Here is a 17,308-nt window from a genome sequence, read left to right as displayed (position 1 = left end):
ATGAAATACATGCAAAGGATCATACAGAATGGCAGAATATATTGGCCCTTTTGCCACTCGTTCCTAATTCTTAAATTAATATATTCGACTCAGGCCGCCGTATTTCCTCTTTTTCAGACAGAAACAAAAAAAATCGGACAATGGAACCTCCGACTGTTTTGACAGAATCCATGGCTGTTTCTGCCGGAAATCTTCAGGCCGGATCCATCGCCTTCGCCCACGCATTCCGCAATTCTTCCAGCATGCCATATACCTTTTCCACTTTTTCACTGTCCTTTTGAATGTTTGCATCGATTAACTCCTGGTTCATATATTCATACAGGCTGTATAACTTCCCTGCAATCTCACCGGCATCAAAGTTCAGGGTAGCCATCAGCTCATTCAGGATATCCTGCACCTTTACCAGATTGCCATGGGCCTCTTCCACCTTTTTCTCCTCCATGGCCGTCAGGGCAAATCTTAAAAATTTCAGTGCCCCGTCATACAGCATCAGCAACAGCCCGCTGCGGGATGAAGTGCTGATCTGATTCTCCTGATAGACTTCATAGCCGTTGGAATACCGATCCATAGAATCCCCCCTTTTCATCCTTCCCCTTCTCCGAAATACGCGGACAACCGAAAAAGCCGGTTGTCAACCTTCTATTTTACCCTGTTCAGCAGGATGGACTGCCCCTCCGGCCTTTCTCCGGCATAAGCACGCATAACCTTCTGATTCTTTTGAATCCCCTGAATCGCATCCCGGAATTCCTCCATCAAATCCTGCGCCATCCGAAGATTGCTTTTTTCCAGATCATGGATCCTTCCATACGTCTCCTCCACCCGGCTTTCCATGACAGATATCTTCTCTGCCTCCGGGCCTGCAAATTGATCTGTCCCTTCCGGAAAAACAGTCCTTTCACGGATCCGATCAATCTTTTTCTGCTTTCGGACCAATGCCCGGTTCAGGGCATCCGTATCCTTTTGCTCCAGAGCCCTTGTCATCTCTTCCGTAATGCTCAGGATCCCTTCTGCATTCTGCAGAATTTCCCCATACATCCGTAACACGTCATGCGGGGAATCCTTCTGATTCATCGTATCCTCCATCCTCCGTACCGTCTCCGCTGCCTTCCCGGCAGCCTCACGAACGGTCAGTTGCCGGACTTCATCCCCAGCTGCTGCGTCAGCCAGTTACTCTGGGAATACATTTTATTGAGCGCTGTCTCCATGGCAGTAAATTTTTTCCAGTAACTCTCTTCCTTGTCTGCCAGGCGAAGCCCCATGCGATAAACCTTCTCCTCATAATCGCTGATGGATTCATCCAGCATGCTGATGCTGCCGTGCTTTGTCACAAAATCCAACAGCATGGTGGAATTCACACTGCGATACAGTTTTGCGTCTTCTCCCGGACCCGCCCGGAGGATGATTTCCTTCATGCCGGATATCATGTCCCCATACATCCTGCCAACCAGTCCCGTATCCTGTCGCTTCTCCGTTTCATCTGAAATACCGGGATCGGGCTGATGAAAAAGAAGATCCACAATACCTTCCGGATCCTTGCGTATGGCTTCCCGCAGTTTGCCTTCATCAATTTCCAGCCGGCCGCCCATGGTGCCTGCGGCATACCGCTCCGTCGTAATCCCGATCTCTGTCAGCTGATCAAAGCTTCCGTCCAGGCCCTTTACTCTTTCATACAGACCCAGGCGGGCTTTCTGCATGACCTGGCCGATAAGGGAGTCGTTTCGCAGCAATCCGCTTTTGGCCTTACCCTCCCAAAGTTCAATTTCCTTTTCCGTCATTTCACTTTTCTGCTCTGCGGTCAGAGGCGGATAATCCCGATACTCTTCTTCCCTGAGCAATGAATCGATTTTATCGATCAGCTCGTTGTACGAACTTTGAAACTCCGTTATTTTTTCCATAACAGCATCTTCATCCGTATCCACATGGACCGTTGTCCGACCCACTGCTTTCAAATCGAAATCGATGTCATTGACGGTAAACTGATTGGAGGGCCTGGTAATGCCAAGGGCGGCACCAAAATCAAACACCGCATCCCGGCCTGCATAAGTGCCCGGCAAAACATCGGCCGGCATCTGTACCGGCTGACCGGCCGCATTGGTTCCCATTGTTTCGTACTTCAGCTTCAATTTGCTCAGAAAGGAAGTTGCATTCCCATCCATATCCAGAATGGGCTGCCCTGTTTCATCATGCAGGACACTTTCATCGGAAAAGGAAACCGTATTTTCCGCTCCTGTCTGATTTGTCTGCAGGAAAAACCGGTCAATGGATTCCTCATAGGAGGCGGTCACTCCAATATCCGCCCTGTTGATTTGACGGGTCAGCTCTTTCAGGGACAGATCGGAGATATCCTTTCCGCTCAGAAGTGAAATTACGGAATCTTCCCCGTCCTCTCCTGCCCCATATGATGTTTTTATTACCGATGCCATGCCATTTTCAATCGTTATCTGAACCTTTTGCTCCTTTGTGCCGGTTCCGGTGGAGATGGTAAGATGAACGACATCCTCATCTGTCAGCCCAAACTGGGAGGCCAGATTGGAGCGGCTCTGTCCCGCCGCAGATATCCCGTCGCTGCTTGCGGCAGACCAGTTGGCCGCCAGCTGTGTGACCGTCAGTTCATTGGCTCCGTTCGCGGCCCCCGCCCTGGCAGAAACATCCGCAATGCCGACATCCCCAACCGTAGCCCTGCGAATCCATTTCAGGCCGCGTACGGATTGATTGACAAGGAAACCGGACGAAGAATCCGTCAGCCCAAAGGACTCCCGTGTTCTTAAAATAAACTCCGCAAACAGCTTGTTGACATCGGTATAAGCCTTCCGGGTCCACTCCAGAAGAGTCTTCTCCTGCGTCACTTTATCTGTCCGCGTACGCTCTGCTTTCATAAGGTCACTGACAATTCCGTCAATATCCATGCCGGATGCCAATCCGCCTATTCTGACAGGCATTGCTCATTCCCCCCTGTATTCCCTGCTTTGTTCCGCCATATGTTTACCGGTTTCCTGTATGAAAACCGATCCGGCTCAATGGTAAGAACCTCTGATAATATTATCGGATGAATTTTAAATTACTTTAGGGAAAAGTATATTTTTTTTATAGATTTTATAGGATTTCCTGTCCGAAAGGCCAAATGATGTCGGAATTCATTATACAACACAAAGCCAGCTTCGTACAGGTATTTATAAAAAAAAAGACCGATCAGTTTTATCTGACCGGTTTTCTGCATTCTATCCTGTCCAATTATTCTATCTTTACCGGAGTAACTGCAGTACTCCCTGAGGAGCCTGGTTTGCCTGCGCAAGCATGGCCTGTGCCGCCTGCTGCAGAATGCTGTCCTTTGTAAATTCCATCATTTCCTTGGCCATATCCACGTCGCGGATACGGGACTCGGCAGACTGCAGGTTCTCTGAGGAAGTATCCAGATTCTTGATGGTGTGATCCAGTCTGTTCTGCGTCGCACCAAGTTTTGCCCTTTCATTGGAAACACTGGTAATGGCATCATTGATGGTGGTAATGGCATGATCCGCAGCGGTCTGGCTGGACACATCAATCCCGCCGACCTTTACCGAAGCGCCGTCTTCCAGCGCATCGTTCACGGTGAAGAGAACGGTTTCACCGTCCAATGCCGTAAACGCCGTGCCCTCTCCGGAATCGCCTGCTTTTGCAATGACATTGCCATTCTTGTCAATCAGATTCGTACCGGAAACCGTATAAGTCCCGGCTTCCAAACCGTTATTGGCCACCCTGGCCGATCCCACAGCCGCATCACCCTTGATGGCTACGGTACCGGACAGCACTTCATCGGTAAAGGTAACGGTGTCCCCCTCCACTGTCAGGGATGTGAAAGTCAATCCATCATCACTGCTGGCGACGTTCTTGCCGTTGCTGTCCGCCAGATAATATTTCTCGTCTTCTGCCGTTACGTTATAAACTCCATCACTGAAAGAATTCCCTGTGTTCACAACGGTTCCGGCTTCATCAGCGGTAACATTCACTGCAGTGGTGCCCAGCGCGGAAGATGACATATTGCTGATCGACAGCCGCAGGTTCTGGCTTTCGTTTGCGCCAATATGGAATGTCCCGCTGAAACTGCCGTCCAAAAGCTTCTGCGTGTTGAACTCGGTATCATTGGATATTCTGGATACTTCTTCGGCCAGCTGATCCATTTCATTTTGTACAGCTGTCCGGTCTGCATTTACATTTGTGTCACTTGCGGATTGTACCGCCAGCTCCCGCATTCTCTGAAGGATCGCCTGTGTCTCACTCAGGGCACCCTCTGCGGACTGAACCAGGGAGATACTGTCCTGTGCATTCCTGGAAGCCTGTGTCAGGCCCCGGATCTGTCCTCTCATCTTTTCTGAAATAGCCAGCCCTGCTGCGTCATCTCCCGCACGGTTGATTCGATAACCGGAAGACAGCTTTTCCATGGATCTGGAGGCTGCAGCTTCGCCCAATCCCAACTGGCGATAAGTATTCATGGCCATCAGGTTATTGTTAATTCTCATAATCTTTCCTCCTTCAATCTTCGTTGGCATTTCTGCCTGGTCTGCATGGAACGGAAAACCGGCGGCCGCCTGATTTCCCTTTTCATTATTATCTATCGGAACCTTGTAAAATAAGTTTAGCGCGGACGTCAGAAATATGAAGAAAATCCCGGAAAATAAGGAAAACACGGCAAAACCACCGTGTTTTCCTTCTCTCCGCCCCAAAAAAGCCCAATCACTCAACCAGGATATCCCGGACGGACCTCTCTGATAACATTATATGGATTTATGGAAGCTTTTTTATCTATTTGAGAAAGTCAAGAATTGTCGGCTGCAGAATCTTTGCCCCGACAGACAGGGAAGCAACGTAAACATTGGTCATCGTCATGTACTGCATGATCTTTTCTGCAAAATCAATGTCCTCCGTTTTGGACTTCATCTTTGTCATATTGAAGCTCTCTTCTTCATTTTTTTTCTTTGCGGCATCCAGCCGATTGGATTTTGCGCCCAATTCGGATCGGATGGACAGCATATTATCAATATGGCCGTCGATCTGCTCCAGCAGCTTCCCGCCCAGAGCTTCCACGTCCCCTTCCTCCAGAGCTTTTAATATGTCAGTGAGTGTTCCGGCCAACGTATTGGAAAAATCCGCAGGATCCGAAGTTTCTGAAAACTCACCGTTTTTCCCGTTCATGATCCAGATGCCGGGCACATTGATTTCGATCACTACATCCTGGGAAATCTCCCTGGACAGCATCGTCTCCCCCGCACCCTCTGCACCATCATAATACAGCATCCCATTCTCATCCACACGAAAGGGAGGCTTTGTCGTTTCCTGACCGCCAAAAATATATCTGCCGTCATAATTAGTGTTTCCCAACTGAGCCAGCTGGCTTACAATCTGTTTCACTTCATCGGATATGGCATCTTCCGCAGACCCGTCATTCGTACCGTTGGCGCCTTCCAGAACCAACTCCCTTAAACGATTCATGGCACTGCCGATGCTGTCCATGGCAGAATCCGACATATCCACCCAGTCCATGGCATCCTCAATATTCTGCAGATACTGTTCATTCTGATGAATGGAGGTGGTAAGGGACATGGTGCGTGTTACAGCAAACGGATCATCAGAGGGCCTGCTGATTTCCTTTCCGGAGGAAAGCTGATTCTGATAAACGGACATATTTTCAAGGTTGCGGTTCAGGTTGGTCAGATAGTTCTGTAGGATCCCCTGATTGGTGATTCTCATTCCATTATACCCCCATCCGATTGATCAGCGTATCCAGCATGGTGGTCAGTGTGGACAGGACATTGGCATTGGCCTGGTAAACATGCTGGAGTTGTATGAGATTGGTGATTTCCTCATCAATGGATACCCCCGAAACCGAATAGCGTCTCTGAATCAGCTGATTGGTCAGGGCATCCTGGTTTTTCCCCATTTTTACAGCTTCCTGGGAGGATACGCCCAGTTCCGCGATGATATCCTTGAAATATCCTTCTATGGTGCTGCCGCCGGCAACCGGATCGAACTGCATATCCCCTGCCTGGTAATTTTCATCCAGATGCCGGGCCGCAGCGATGGGATCGTCCATGAATTCCTGTATCGGCAGTCTGACATTCCGAAGCCGGGCAATCGACAAAGCACGGTCTCCATTTCCCGGGAGACCGCCGTCCAGCATTTTTCCGGCATTGATCCGGCTTGCGTCCTTCATGATCTCCGGATTTACCGTAATATTACCGGCATTGATGTGCTCCGGATCATCACTCCCGCCGTCCCCGACAAAGAAAGAGTATTTGGTTGCGGCCTTTTCCCCGTTCAGCTTGGTCGTATGAACCGTATTCACGGTATAGGCAATTGCCCTGGCCAGACCATCCAATTGATCCTGATAGCCGGATATCTCCTGACTGACGGACGGATAGCCCTTCAATGAACCACCGGAAACGGGAAGCGGCTTCAGATCTTTGCTGACAATGGCCTCCCCTGGCCTTTCATCATATAAAACAGCGCCTTCCGTCAAACCGGAATCCTGGTATTCCTCTTCGGACAGGGTCAGGGTTTCCGCGCCGCCCGGCGAACTGCCGCCCCGGACCACGGATACATGGTACATGCCGTCGCTGTCCCTCTCCACACTTCGGACAACGGCCATTTCGTATTTTATTTCCGATCCCTTTTGGGTCCCCAGGAGCTCAATGGATTCCGTGGAATCCGGCCCGCACGAATGGGTAATGGTGACCTGTCCGTATTTATCCTCCGAAGAAGAAAAATCGATCATCCCGGAAAGCTGATCCAGCAACAGATCCCGCTGGTCCAGCAGATCATTGGGCTGCTCCCCGGAAATCCGGATTCTGGAGATCTGTCGGTTCAGATTCCGGACCTGCGTAAGTATCGAATGGACATCCTGTACGCTTTTCTCTTCCAGATGAATGCTGTCAGACTTCAGGGTATCCAGCCGACGATACAGATGATTTATATTGTCTGTCAGAGTCCGGGCATTTTCCCGAACCAGAATACGGGTATTGGGGTTCTCCGGGTGATCGCCAAGGTCCTGCCACGCATCCCACATTTTTCCGATATAGGTATTGAGCCCGTTTTCCCCGGGCTCCATAAAGGTCATTTCAACCTGCTCCAGGGTTTCCTGCCTCGCCTTGTATTGGCCGGCAATACTGCTTTCATAACGGATCTGGGTATCCAGATAGGCATCCCGCACACGGGCAATGGTGGAAATATCCACTCCCGTCCCAACCAGTCCCGCTCCCGGGATCCGATAACCGGGCGTGGTTACCAGCTCCACCCTTTGTCTGGAAAACCCGTCGGTATCCGCATTAGCAATATTGTGGCCCGCCGTCTGAATCCCCTGCTGTACGGCAAACATCCCTCTTTTGGCCGTGTTTATGGTTAGAAATATACCGGACAATGATTTCACTTCCTTTGGATAATGAATCCTGTTGAGCTGGTCCTGCTCTTTTGCTTCCGTTCCTGCTTATCTATTTTATATGGACTGATCCAGTATGGAAGTCCGGTCAGCCTGCTCCCCCACTTTGCCGCTGGCATTATAGGTCGGCTTCCGGTCTCCCAGCAAAATGTCCAGAAGCCTGCTGGTATGGTATAGGGACTGCTTTGTCAGCATCTGATTGGTTTCCTGCAGTTCCGAAATGGACTCTGCCAGGCGCTTTCTTTCCTTTCCTGCCGCTTCCAACCCATCTGTCAGCCGGCCGGATTCCCTCAGCTTCGACAACGAAACATCGGGATAAGCTTCTCTCCGGCTTTTCTCCAACTGCTCCAATCGGTTCATATCCTGCTTTTTGTCTTCCAGGACCTCCGTAATCACCTGGATGTCATCCTGTATCAATGCCTGCTTTTCCTTCTCCAGGCTGTCCAGAAGACTCTGCAATATTTGATTCTGCTGCGTGAGAAATGTAATCAGCTCCATTTATTTCTCCCCGCCGCCGTTCTGCTCCGAAATATTATAAAGGATCGCGTCTGCCAGCTCTTCCGGAGACACCTTATAGTCTCCGTTCTCCAATGCACGCCGGATGCGGTCGACTTTCCCGCTGTCCTTTGTCTCTGCCTGGTCTGCCATCTCAACAAATTTCCGGACATCCCTGCTGGTTTTCGATAGGGTAATCTGATCCTTCTGCGCAGAAGTATCTGCTTCCCGGCCCAAACGGCTTTCCTTTTCCTTCTCCTTTTGACAAGCCTGGTTCACGTATCTCACATGATCCGCATAGTCTGCCCTGTTGATCCTCATATTCACCCTCCCTGCACTTCTCTGGCGCTTTCTGAACTCCGCTCCCTAAGCACTCTACTTATGTAATCGGTTTCCCCTCCAAATAGTTTAGGAGAAAGGACGGGAAAAATTATTCCAGATTTTTTACCCGTTCCTTCGCATTGATGATATTGGTAATCCGAATCCCAAAACTCTCGTTGATGACCACCACTTCCCCCTCGGCAATCCGTTTGCCGTTCACATAGATCTCCAGCGGCTCTTCTGCCAGCTTGTCCAGTTCCACGACAGAACCCGGGCTCAGGGACAGTACATCCCGTATCGTCTTTTTTGTCCTGCCGAGAAGAACACTGAGCTCCAGGGGAACATCCATGATCAGGCTCAGATTGCGCGGCTTGTCCGAAACAGGCTTGTTTTCCAGTTCCCCAAAGCCGGGTTTCCGTATGGTGACCGGCTGCTGCCGGGATTTCCCCCGCGCCGGATCGGATCCTGCCGATCCGGATTCCGTTTTTTCCGTAGCTCTCTTGAATTCCTGTTCCGATTCCGTATCCGATTCCTTTTTGGACTGCCCCTGCATTTTGGATTGCTTTTCCGTTTTGGGCTCCGTTCCGCCCAGCAAACTGCCGGCAATGTCCTTCACCGTCTCCAGGTTAAAAATCTGCATGATCTGGCTGTCCAGCAGATCCTCCACCGTCATACGGAATGCGATTTTTACAATGGGCTGGTTCTGTCCGACCCCTTCCATTTCAATATTCGCATTGGTTTCCCAAATCTGCGTGCTCGGCGGAGTAATGTCGATATCCCGATGCAACATGGTCGCCATGGAGGTGGAAGCAGAACCGATCATCTGGTTCATGGCCTCTGACACGGCACTGATCTCCAGATCCGAAAGGGGATCCGTATGGCCTTTTCCGTTGCCGCCCATCATCAGGCTGGCGATAACGGAAGCATCCTCTATGTTCATCAGCAGCACATTGAACCCCGTTAATCCCTGCAGGAATTTTACCTGAAACACCACATTGGGTATGGTCATGGATTCCTTCACTTCAGACAGCGTTGTGACCGAAACCTGCGGCGTTGTGATCGAAACCTTTTCGGACAGTATCTTGGACAGTGCTGTTGCCGCGGTTGACATGGATATATTGCCAACTTCCCCCAGCATATCCTTCTCCGCATCTGTCAGAAGAGCGCCTTCCCCCTCTTTCCCGATGCTTCTCAGAGCATCCGTTTCCTGTCGGGACAGATCTTCTTCGTTTTCATTCATCACGGTCCACATCCTTTTCTACGATATCTGTTACCTGCACAGCCAGCTTGCCGTCATAGATCCCGGGCTGGACATGAAAATGCATCCTGTCTTCCACATACATGGAAAGAGGTGCATCGGTCGGTTTGTCCAGTGGAAGAACGTCCCCTTCGGATAAATTCAAAAAATCCCTCACCGTAATATCCGTACTTCCCAAAAAGATACTGAGGTTCACTCTGGAAGACCGGATCCTGTCCTGGAGAGCTGCTGCATACTCCATGTTCCCTTCGGAGCCGCTTTTCTGGAACCAGGACTGTCCTGTCAGCTTGTCACTGACTTTTTCTATGGACAGATAGGGAATGCACAGATTGGCAAAGCTTTGTACATCCGCCACTTCCAATACAAACGTAACAAGGGCAACCGATTCGGTGGGCGACATCATCTGGTTCAGCTGGGGATTGCTCTCCACGGACTCCAGGGAGGGCTCCACTGCCACAACATCCTGCCATGCTTCCTTCATGCTTCGGACAAAACCATCCAGCATTCCCCGGACAATGCCCTTTTCAATATCCGTCAGCTCCCGGTCCCCGATCGGTGCTCCCGACCCGCCGCCGCACAGCAGCTCAATAATCTGAAAGGCAAACTGTAAATTGACTTCCAGAAGCAATGCCCCGCTGAGAGGAGGCACTTTGATATTCAAAAGCAGTGTGGGATTGGGTATGGATCGGATAAATTCCTCATAGGTAACCTGTTCAATGGACACCTTCTTCATCTTTATGTTGGAACGCACCTGCGAAGAGAGAGAATTGGATGCGATTCTTGCATAATTTTCATAGATGATTTCCAGGGAATGAATCTGTTCCTTGGAAAATTTGTTCGGCCGCCTGAAATCATACGGCCGCACCTTATGCTTTTCGCCTTCCTTTTGAACCTCCTCCGCATCAATTTCACCGGAGGACAATGCTGTCAACAACGAGTCAATTTCCTGCTGTGATAATACTTTTGCCATGGCAACGCCTCCTTTTGCAGCCATTCAGCGATTGATCCTATGCCAGCGCCTTATGCAGCGCATCCAGGACCCGATCCGCCTGAAAAGGCTTTACGATAAAGTCTCTGGCACCCGCCTGAATGGCTTCCATCACCAGGCCCTGCTGTCCCATGGCACTGCACATAATAATTCTGGCATCCGGATCGATTTTTCGGATCGATTTCACAGCTTCAATTCCGTTCATCTCCGGCATGGTAATATCCATTGTCGCAATATCGGGCTTTTTTTCCTTATATGCCTCAACGGCCTCGATGCCATTGGATGCCTCCGCAGCAACCTCGAAGCCGTTCTTTTCCAGTATATCCTTTATCATCATCCGCATAAATGCTGCGTCATCCACAATCAGTACACGTTTTGCCATTTCGGTTCCTCCATTTAACCCTGTTTCTGATTCCGGCCCGTCCATCCGTTTCTCACAGATCCGGTTTCAGACAGCTCTTCTTATCCGACAAATATTCACATAATATCATACCATTTTCTCCGGCAATTGCCAATATGTTTGAAAGGGCCCGGATGCCTATAATAACTTTACCTGCCTTCCTGCCGTTACAATCCGGACCGATCGTTCCTCCAGATCCAGTATCATGGTCCGGCCCAGATGTCCGCCTGTGTCTTCCGCCAGCAGGGGGATACCAAGCTGTTTCAGTATGGCCCGGACCGCAAGGACATTTCTCATTCCGATATCAAGATCCGGGCTGCTGTCTGAAAAGTGGAACATATTGGCCCCTCCCGCGATTTTGGCTACCATATTCCGGGTTGAAATCCCGCCGGCAGAAAGCTCTTCCACCATCTGCGGGATAGCCAGGTCAGCAAACTTCCCGATTTTAATGTTCTTTTTAAACAGTCTGCTGTCGGGCAGCAGGATATGAGCCATCCCTCCCAGACCACTTTCCTCCGGATATCGGTCATAAATACAGACCCCCACGCAGGAACCCAATCCCAGTGTCGTGATCCGGTTTGGGCTGCCGGCTGTTTTATAATCTGCTATTCCTACCTTGATTTCTTCTTCCATATTTCCCCTGTAGATTTTTTATGAATTTTCGTGCGAATTCTCCGGCTATTCCGCGGAACAGGCGATTTCACTTATTTTTTCCGGTAAAAGAACGGCCTCACCAGAGTCAGTCCATATCTTTCCGGTAAAAGAACGGCCTCACCAGAGTCAGTCCATATCTTTCCGGGTTTAGGATCTGCTCCGTACTTCCCAGGAACAGCACTCCGCCAGGCAGCAGCGCATTATAAAACTGTCGGTACATCCGATCCTTTGCCTCCTGGGTAAAATAGATCATAACATTCCTGCAAAGGATCAAATGGCATTCCCGCGGATAGAGATCCTTCAGCAGATTCAGCTTTTGAAATCTGACAAAGGACTTTAGCCTGTCCTTTATATGAAACCAGCCGTTTTGAAAATCAAAATACTTTTCACAATACCGCTCCGGCAGGTTTTTCAGGCTGCTTGGCAGATAATCCCCCTGTTTTGCTTTCACAAGCGCCTGGTCGTCAATATCAGTGGCCAGAACCGGCATCACGCGAACAGGAAACGCGCAGGAATGCAGGGATTCGTTCATCAGCAAAGCCACGGAGTAGGGCTCCTCCCCGGTGGAGCAGGCGGAACTCCAGATCTTCACCGGACCGGGAAGTCTCAGCAGCTCCGGCAGAACCTCCGTTTTCAGTGCTTCCCATTGAAGGGGATTTCGAAAGAACTCTGTCACATTAATGGTGATAAAGTCCGTAAACCTCTTCCGTTGTTCCGGATCGGATGAAATCATCATATAGTATTCATAATAGTTCCGGCATTGATTGCGCATAAGAAAAGAATCAATCCGCCGTTTCATCTGTCTCTCGTTATACGCAGCCAGTTCCACACCGGTCAGCCGATATACCGCGATGGTAAAATCGTTGTAATCCCATTCCCTCATAGTCCTACCCGATATCCCCTTCTCCCTTTCCGGATTTCATTTCATCCGGCTCACCGGGTTTATCGCTGACCACCATATCAACATCCAGGATTATGAAGACCCGGTCGTCGTATTTGGCGATCTTTGTTATGTACTTACTGTCAACATCCGAGACCTCCTCCGGAGGATCAATGATATCCCCGGAAGGAATGCGGGCCACCTCTGAAACGGAATCGACCAGAAATCCGATGCTGCCATCCTGAATGTTGACGATCATAATCCTGGTGTCGTCGTCCATTTTCTTTTTTGGCATACGGAACTTCATTCTCAGATCCATGATTGGTATGACTTCCCCGCGCAGGTTCATAATGCCAACGACATATTTTTTTGTATTGGGAACCTCTGTAATACGGATCCCCTTCAGCCGGATGATCTCATTCACCTTCAGAATCGGAACGGCATATTCTTCTGTCCCGACTTTAAATATGACAAACTGGTTGATATCCTCCATTCGTTATCACTCCTCATTGCCTGCCTCTCCTATTTTAAACTTCTGCACCTGTTCCACCAGTTCCTGCGCGTTTTTCGCCAGCTCCTCCGCACTCCTGGAGATTTCTTCACTGCCCGTGGAAACCTCTTCCACACCAGCTGCGTTGTCATTTACCGCACTGCTGATTTGCTGGGATGCTGCCGACTGCTGCCCCATGGACTCGCTGATTTCGGAGGCCATATGATTCATGGAATCCAGTTTCTCCTTCATTTCCGCCGCGCTTTCCCTTTGCTGCTTCATGGCCTCCATCAGGAGATCCGCCCTGCCGCCGATATCATTGGCGGAATCATAGACATCGTTGATATCCCGGGACTGCTTGTCCATGCGGTCCGTAATATCGTTGATGACTTCAGCAGTCGTCTGAATGGCGGTAAAGATCTTTCCCAGGGATGAGCCGGTATCCTTTACCAGCGATGTCCCGCTCTGCACGACTTCGTTCCCTTTCTGACTGCTCTGCACGGCCTTTCCGATCTCGGACTGGATGTCCTTGATCACCTTGGAAATCTCCTTGGTGGCATTCTGTGACTGCTCCGCCAGACTGCCGATGGCCTGGGCGACAACCGCGAACCCCTTGCCGTGTTCTCCGGCCCGTGCTGCTTCAATGGATGCATTCAGCGCCAGCAGATTGGTCTGCTCTGCCACATCCTTGATCAGCTCGGTGATGTCCCCGATCCGGCCGGCAGACTCTCCCAATCCGTTGATCACTGCGGACAGATTGAATATGGTCTCCTGGATGCTGTCCATCTGCGTCACGGTTCGGTCGAGATTCTTTTTTCCTTCCCCTGCCAGCTCTACGGTACTCTGTGCCTTGCCGGAAGCGGATTTGGACCGCTCTGATATGGTCTGGATGGACTGCCTCGCCTCATCCAGGGATTTCAGAATCCCACTTATGGATTGATTGACACTTTCCAGGTTCTCTGTATTATCGCCGACTGCCTTCTCAATTCCTGTCATCGTTTGGGCCATAGACTGAACATTTTGTACCGTTGTCTGCATGTCCCCGTTCACTGTGCTGATATTGGCGGTTACTTCCTCCAGGGAGCCGGAGATTTCCTCTGTATTGGAGGCCTGATTCTGAGCGGTAGTGGCGATTTCCTGAATGCTGGCGCTCAGCTGCTGGGAAGTCGCCCCCACCATCTCGGAAGAAGCCACGGCCTGCCTCAGCAGATCGCCAAACGCCTTCTGCATTGTGATAAGAGAGTTGGCAATTCTTCCGATCTCGTCCTTTCGTTTCAGGTATTTTTTCGCTATACCTTCATCCAGGGTCAGGTCATAACCGGCAAACCGATCGAGAGCGGATGTCATGGCCATAATGGGATATGCGAAGGCTTTCGAAATGAAGAATGCACACACAACACCAATAATAACAAAAGTCATTGCCAGGATAAGAATTTGATTCCTCATTTTGTTGACACCGCCCATGGCATCTGACAGATCTGCCGTTACTCCAAGAGACCAGTTGGTTCCCGGAACCGGGGCAAAGGCCATCATTTTTTCCTCACCCTTGTAGGTATACTGACCCACTCCGGATTCCCGCTTTCGCATCCGGCCTTCCAGCTGCGCCAGCTCTGCCAGGTCTTTATTCTTTTTTGCTTCCTTTGTGGTATTCTCATACTTCAGGCTTGCGGAACCGGTGACATCCACCTTGCCGTCCCCCTGGCCTTTTTTCGAATTCCCGGAAACAAAATCCGGATGGGCAATGGTTGTACCCTCCTGATTGATCATATAGGCATAGCCGCTTTTCCCGATGGTAATGCCCTCCAGAATACTGCTTAGTCCCCGGACATCACGTACGCCGTACAGGACACCCACTGTCCTGCCGTTGTCGGGAACCGGTGCAGCATACATCACAACCGGTTTGCCGGTCACCTTGTCAATGACAACATCCGATATGGCAGGCTTCCCCTTTTTTGCAGTAACAAAATAGTCCCGGTCTGCAACGTTCAGGGCCGTGCCGTCACTTCTTATTGCCTCTCCTTCCTGATTGGCGACTGCCAATGTCTCAAATCCCATTCTTTTCTTCTCATCTTCCATATACTGAAAATCTGCATCCTGAAGCTTTGTGCCGGAGCCTGCATAATCAATAAAAGGCTGGTACCGGGTGACCGCCTCCAAAAAGGTGGTCTGCGTTTCGATCCGGCTGGTGACCAGTTTCACCGCCTGGCCGGACGCCAGTTTGATCGCTTCGGTCACTTCATGCGTAACGGCATTGCTGGCATTGACATAGGAGATCATCCCTATGAATCCGATAATGCATATCAAAAGCACCGCTATAATCAAAATCATCTTTGTCTTGAGACTTTTCATTTTTTTTCATCCTTTCTCTTTTCCATGACATCTTTCAAAAGGGCCTGAACATCCAGGACATAGGCAAAATCCCCATCCCCGAGAATCACCGTACCCGATATTCCCCTCAGTTCACCCAGAATCTTTCCTTTTCCGGTGAATCGGTCCAGGGGTTTGATGACGACCTGCTGCTGTCCAATGATCTCCTCCACCGCCAGGATAATCTTATGGGTGGAAAGCCCCAGCACAATCCCGGCAAAGGACTTCCCCCTCTCCCCGCCGCTGTGAAACAAATCGGATCCCCGCAGGACCGGGAGCACCTCCCCCCTCCAGTTCATAACTTCCTTTTCCTGAATAAACCGGACCTTTTTGTCGTACTCCGTCTCCCTGACCCGGATGATTTCAACAACAGAAAGCAAAGGCAGCACAAAGCGAAACGTATTGGTCCGGATGAGAAGGGACTGAATGATGGCAAGGGTCAGGGGAAGCTTCATGGTTATCGCAAGGCCCCTGCCTTCTTCATTGTCCATGTCAATCATCCCGTTGATCGCCTCGATGTTCTCCTTTACCACATTCATTCCGACTCCCCGTCCGGATACCTCCGTGACCTTGTCGGAAGTGGAAAACCCGGGCAGAAAGATCAGCTCCAGGGCCTCCCTTTCCGTCATGGACCCCGCCTGAGCCTGCGTGATCAGGCCCCTGGCAATGGCTTTCTCCTTTACTCTCCGCAGGTTGATCCCTTTTCCATCATCCTTCAGACTGATAAAAATATGGCCCTGTTCCTGACCGGCAGACAGCTTAATGGTCCCTTTCCGGCTTTTCCCGTGCTTTTCCCTTTCCTCCGGGGATTCAATCCCATGATCCACCGAATTCCGTATCATGTGGTTCAGTGGATCAATGATCTTTTCCATGATGCTGCGATCCAGCTCCGTGCTCTCCCCTTCCACCTGAAACGCGATTTCTTTCCCCTCTTTTTTGGACAAATCGCGGATCATTCTGGGAAAGCGATTAAAGACACTGTCCAGGGTATACATCCTGGTGGACATCACGGATTCCTGCAGCTCATTTCCGATAAAATCGATCTGATTGGTCAGAGCACTCAGGGACGTTACATCTTCATCCCCCCTGTATCTCTGACTTACCTTCTTCATCAGCTGTTTCAGCCTTTCCTTGTCCACAGACAGCTCTTCCACAATCCGCATTAGCTGATCCAGCTTTTTGATATTGACCCGGATCACGGACTGAAGCTCTTCCCTGTCTCCGGATGTCCCGGACTTTGCTGCCGGGACCGGGTTCCTGCCGCCGCAGATTTCTGAAACATCTGTCTCTTCAATTTCCGATATGGTATGAATCCTGCCTTCGATTTCTTTTTTGGGCAGCTGACTGACCAAAAAAACTGAAAAACGATCTCCCGCTATATTCTCAGGCTCTGTGTTCTCCCAGCTGGTTTTATAAATCCGGCCCGCCTGCTCCAGTCTGTCTGTCACAAGAAACAGTCTCGCACCCTTCATGGGCGTATCGTGGGTCAGACGAATCCGGATCTGAAAAGCCTTTTCCTCCGGGCCCAGAGATTTCAGCATACTACTTTTTTCCTTTTCTGAAAGAAAGGCTCCCGTATCCTCTGCTTTTCCGGCTGCTTTTTTGTCTGACGAAACGGCAGCCCGGGATGGGCATGCATCCAGGCCGGCTGTAATGGCATCGACATCGATTTCGTATGCCTCATTTTCCCTATGCTTTGCCACGCGAACCTTCATTTCATCCAGGCCCTGCAGGATCCAGTCAATCTGGTCCCCGGTGAGCTCCAGCTTCTGATCCCGGACCAGGCCCAGAACATCTTCAATATGATGCGCCAGCTCTGCCATATCCTGAATCTTCATGGCAGCGGAAGAGCCTTTCAGAGTATGCATGTATCGGAACAGATTGTTGATCTTATCCCCGGTGGTCCCGGTGCTGTCCAAATCCAGAAGACAGTCCTCGATTTCCTGAAACAGCTCCTCCGCTTCTTCATAAAATGCATTCCTTAACGTATCGTTCAACCGAATCCCTCTTGTTCATTATTGATTGCCTTGTTCGTTATAGATTGCCT

At 50.3% G+C, this 17,308-nt stretch carries 16 protein-coding genes; all 16 read right to left on the bottom strand.

Going from position 1 to position 17,308, the window contains the following annotated elements; translation table 11 throughout:
* Positions 1-193 precede the first annotated feature (193 nt).
* Entirely contained in the window at positions 194-568 is a 375-nt protein-coding gene (gene fliS / locus QBE55_04720; protein WZL79458.1) for a flagellar export chaperone FliS, read from the bottom strand.
* 71 nt (positions 569-639) lie between these two features.
* Complete coding sequence (gene fliT / locus QBE55_04715; GenBank protein WZL79457.1) at positions 640-1,071, bottom strand: flagellar protein FliT; 432 nt, start codon at positions 1,069-1,071, stop codon at positions 640-642.
* A 56-nt stretch (positions 1,072-1,127) separates the two neighbouring features.
* Positions 1,128-2,939, bottom strand: a complete 1,812-nt coding sequence (fliD, locus tag QBE55_04710; protein ID WZL79456.1) for a flagellar filament capping protein FliD — start codon at positions 2,937-2,939, stop codon at positions 1,128-1,130.
* Between the two features lie 303 nt (positions 2,940-3,242).
* Entirely contained in the window at positions 3,243-4,496 is a 1,254-nt protein-coding gene (locus QBE55_04705; GenBank protein WZL79455.1) for a flagellin, read from the bottom strand.
* A gap of 283 nt (positions 4,497-4,779) precedes the next feature.
* Entirely contained in the window at positions 4,780-5,724 is a 945-nt protein-coding gene (flgL, locus tag QBE55_04700; protein WZL79454.1) for a flagellar hook-associated protein FlgL, read from the bottom strand.
* Positions 5,725-5,728: 4 nt separating this feature from the next.
* Complete coding sequence (gene flgK / locus QBE55_04695; GenBank protein ID WZL79453.1) at positions 5,729-7,390, bottom strand: flagellar hook-associated protein FlgK; 1,662 nt, start codon at positions 7,388-7,390, stop codon at positions 5,729-5,731.
* A gap of 75 nt (positions 7,391-7,465) precedes the next feature.
* Entirely contained in the window at positions 7,466-7,906 is a 441-nt protein-coding gene (locus QBE55_04690) for a flagellar protein FlgN (GenBank protein WZL79452.1), read from the bottom strand.
* Positions 7,907-8,224 carry a flagellar biosynthesis anti-sigma factor FlgM gene (gene flgM / locus QBE55_04685; protein ID WZL79451.1) on the bottom strand — a complete coding sequence of 106 codons (318 nt, stop codon included), beginning with the start codon at positions 8,222-8,224 and terminating at the stop codon, positions 7,907-7,909.
* Between the two features lie 109 nt (positions 8,225-8,333).
* Entirely contained in the window at positions 8,334-9,464 is a 1,131-nt protein-coding gene (fliY, locus tag QBE55_04680) for a flagellar motor switch phosphatase FliY (GenBank protein WZL79450.1), read from the bottom strand.
* Positions 9,457-10,452: a flagellar motor switch protein FliM gene (fliM, locus tag QBE55_04675; GenBank protein WZL79449.1), complete on the bottom strand. Its 996-nt coding sequence runs from the start codon at positions 10,450-10,452 to the stop codon at positions 9,457-9,459. Before fliM ends, fliY begins: the two co-directional genes overlap by 8 nt.
* A 37-nt stretch (positions 10,453-10,489) precedes the next feature.
* On the bottom strand, positions 10,490-10,852 hold the full coding sequence (locus tag QBE55_04670; GenBank protein WZL79448.1) for a response regulator: 363 nt from the start codon (positions 10,850-10,852) through the stop codon (positions 10,490-10,492).
* Between the two features lie 156 nt (positions 10,853-11,008).
* Positions 11,009-11,503, bottom strand: coding sequence for a chemotaxis protein CheD (locus QBE55_04665; GenBank protein WZL79447.1), 495 nt, complete (start codon positions 11,501-11,503; stop codon positions 11,009-11,011).
* 106 nt (positions 11,504-11,609) lie between these two features.
* Positions 11,610-12,407 carry a protein-glutamate O-methyltransferase CheR gene (locus tag QBE55_04660; GenBank protein ID WZL79446.1) on the bottom strand — a complete coding sequence of 266 codons (798 nt, stop codon included), beginning with the start codon at positions 12,405-12,407 and terminating at the stop codon, positions 11,610-11,612.
* 4 nt (positions 12,408-12,411) lie between these two features.
* Positions 12,412-12,897 carry a chemotaxis protein CheW gene (locus QBE55_04655; protein WZL79445.1) on the bottom strand — a complete coding sequence of 162 codons (486 nt, stop codon included), beginning with the start codon at positions 12,895-12,897 and terminating at the stop codon, positions 12,412-12,414.
* 6 nt (positions 12,898-12,903) lie between these two features.
* Positions 12,904-15,243 (bottom strand): methyl-accepting chemotaxis protein, encoded by a 2,340-nt coding sequence (locus tag QBE55_04650; protein WZL79444.1) that lies wholly within the window; start codon positions 15,241-15,243, stop codon positions 12,904-12,906.
* A complete protein-coding gene (locus tag QBE55_04645) occupies positions 15,240-17,258 on the bottom strand; it encodes a chemotaxis protein CheA (GenBank protein ID WZL79443.1) in 2,019 nt (672 codons plus the stop codon). Before QBE55_04645 ends, QBE55_04650 begins: the two co-directional genes overlap by 4 nt.
* Positions 17,259-17,308: the final 50 nt, after the last annotated feature.

The sequence above is a fragment of the Eubacteriales bacterium mix99 genome (genome assembly GCA_038396605.1).
GTDB lineage: Bacteria > Bacillota > Clostridia > Caldicoprobacterales > DTU083 > UBA4874.
Note: the sequence above shows the minus strand (reverse complement) of the source record. Positions and strands in the feature narration are given on the sequence as shown.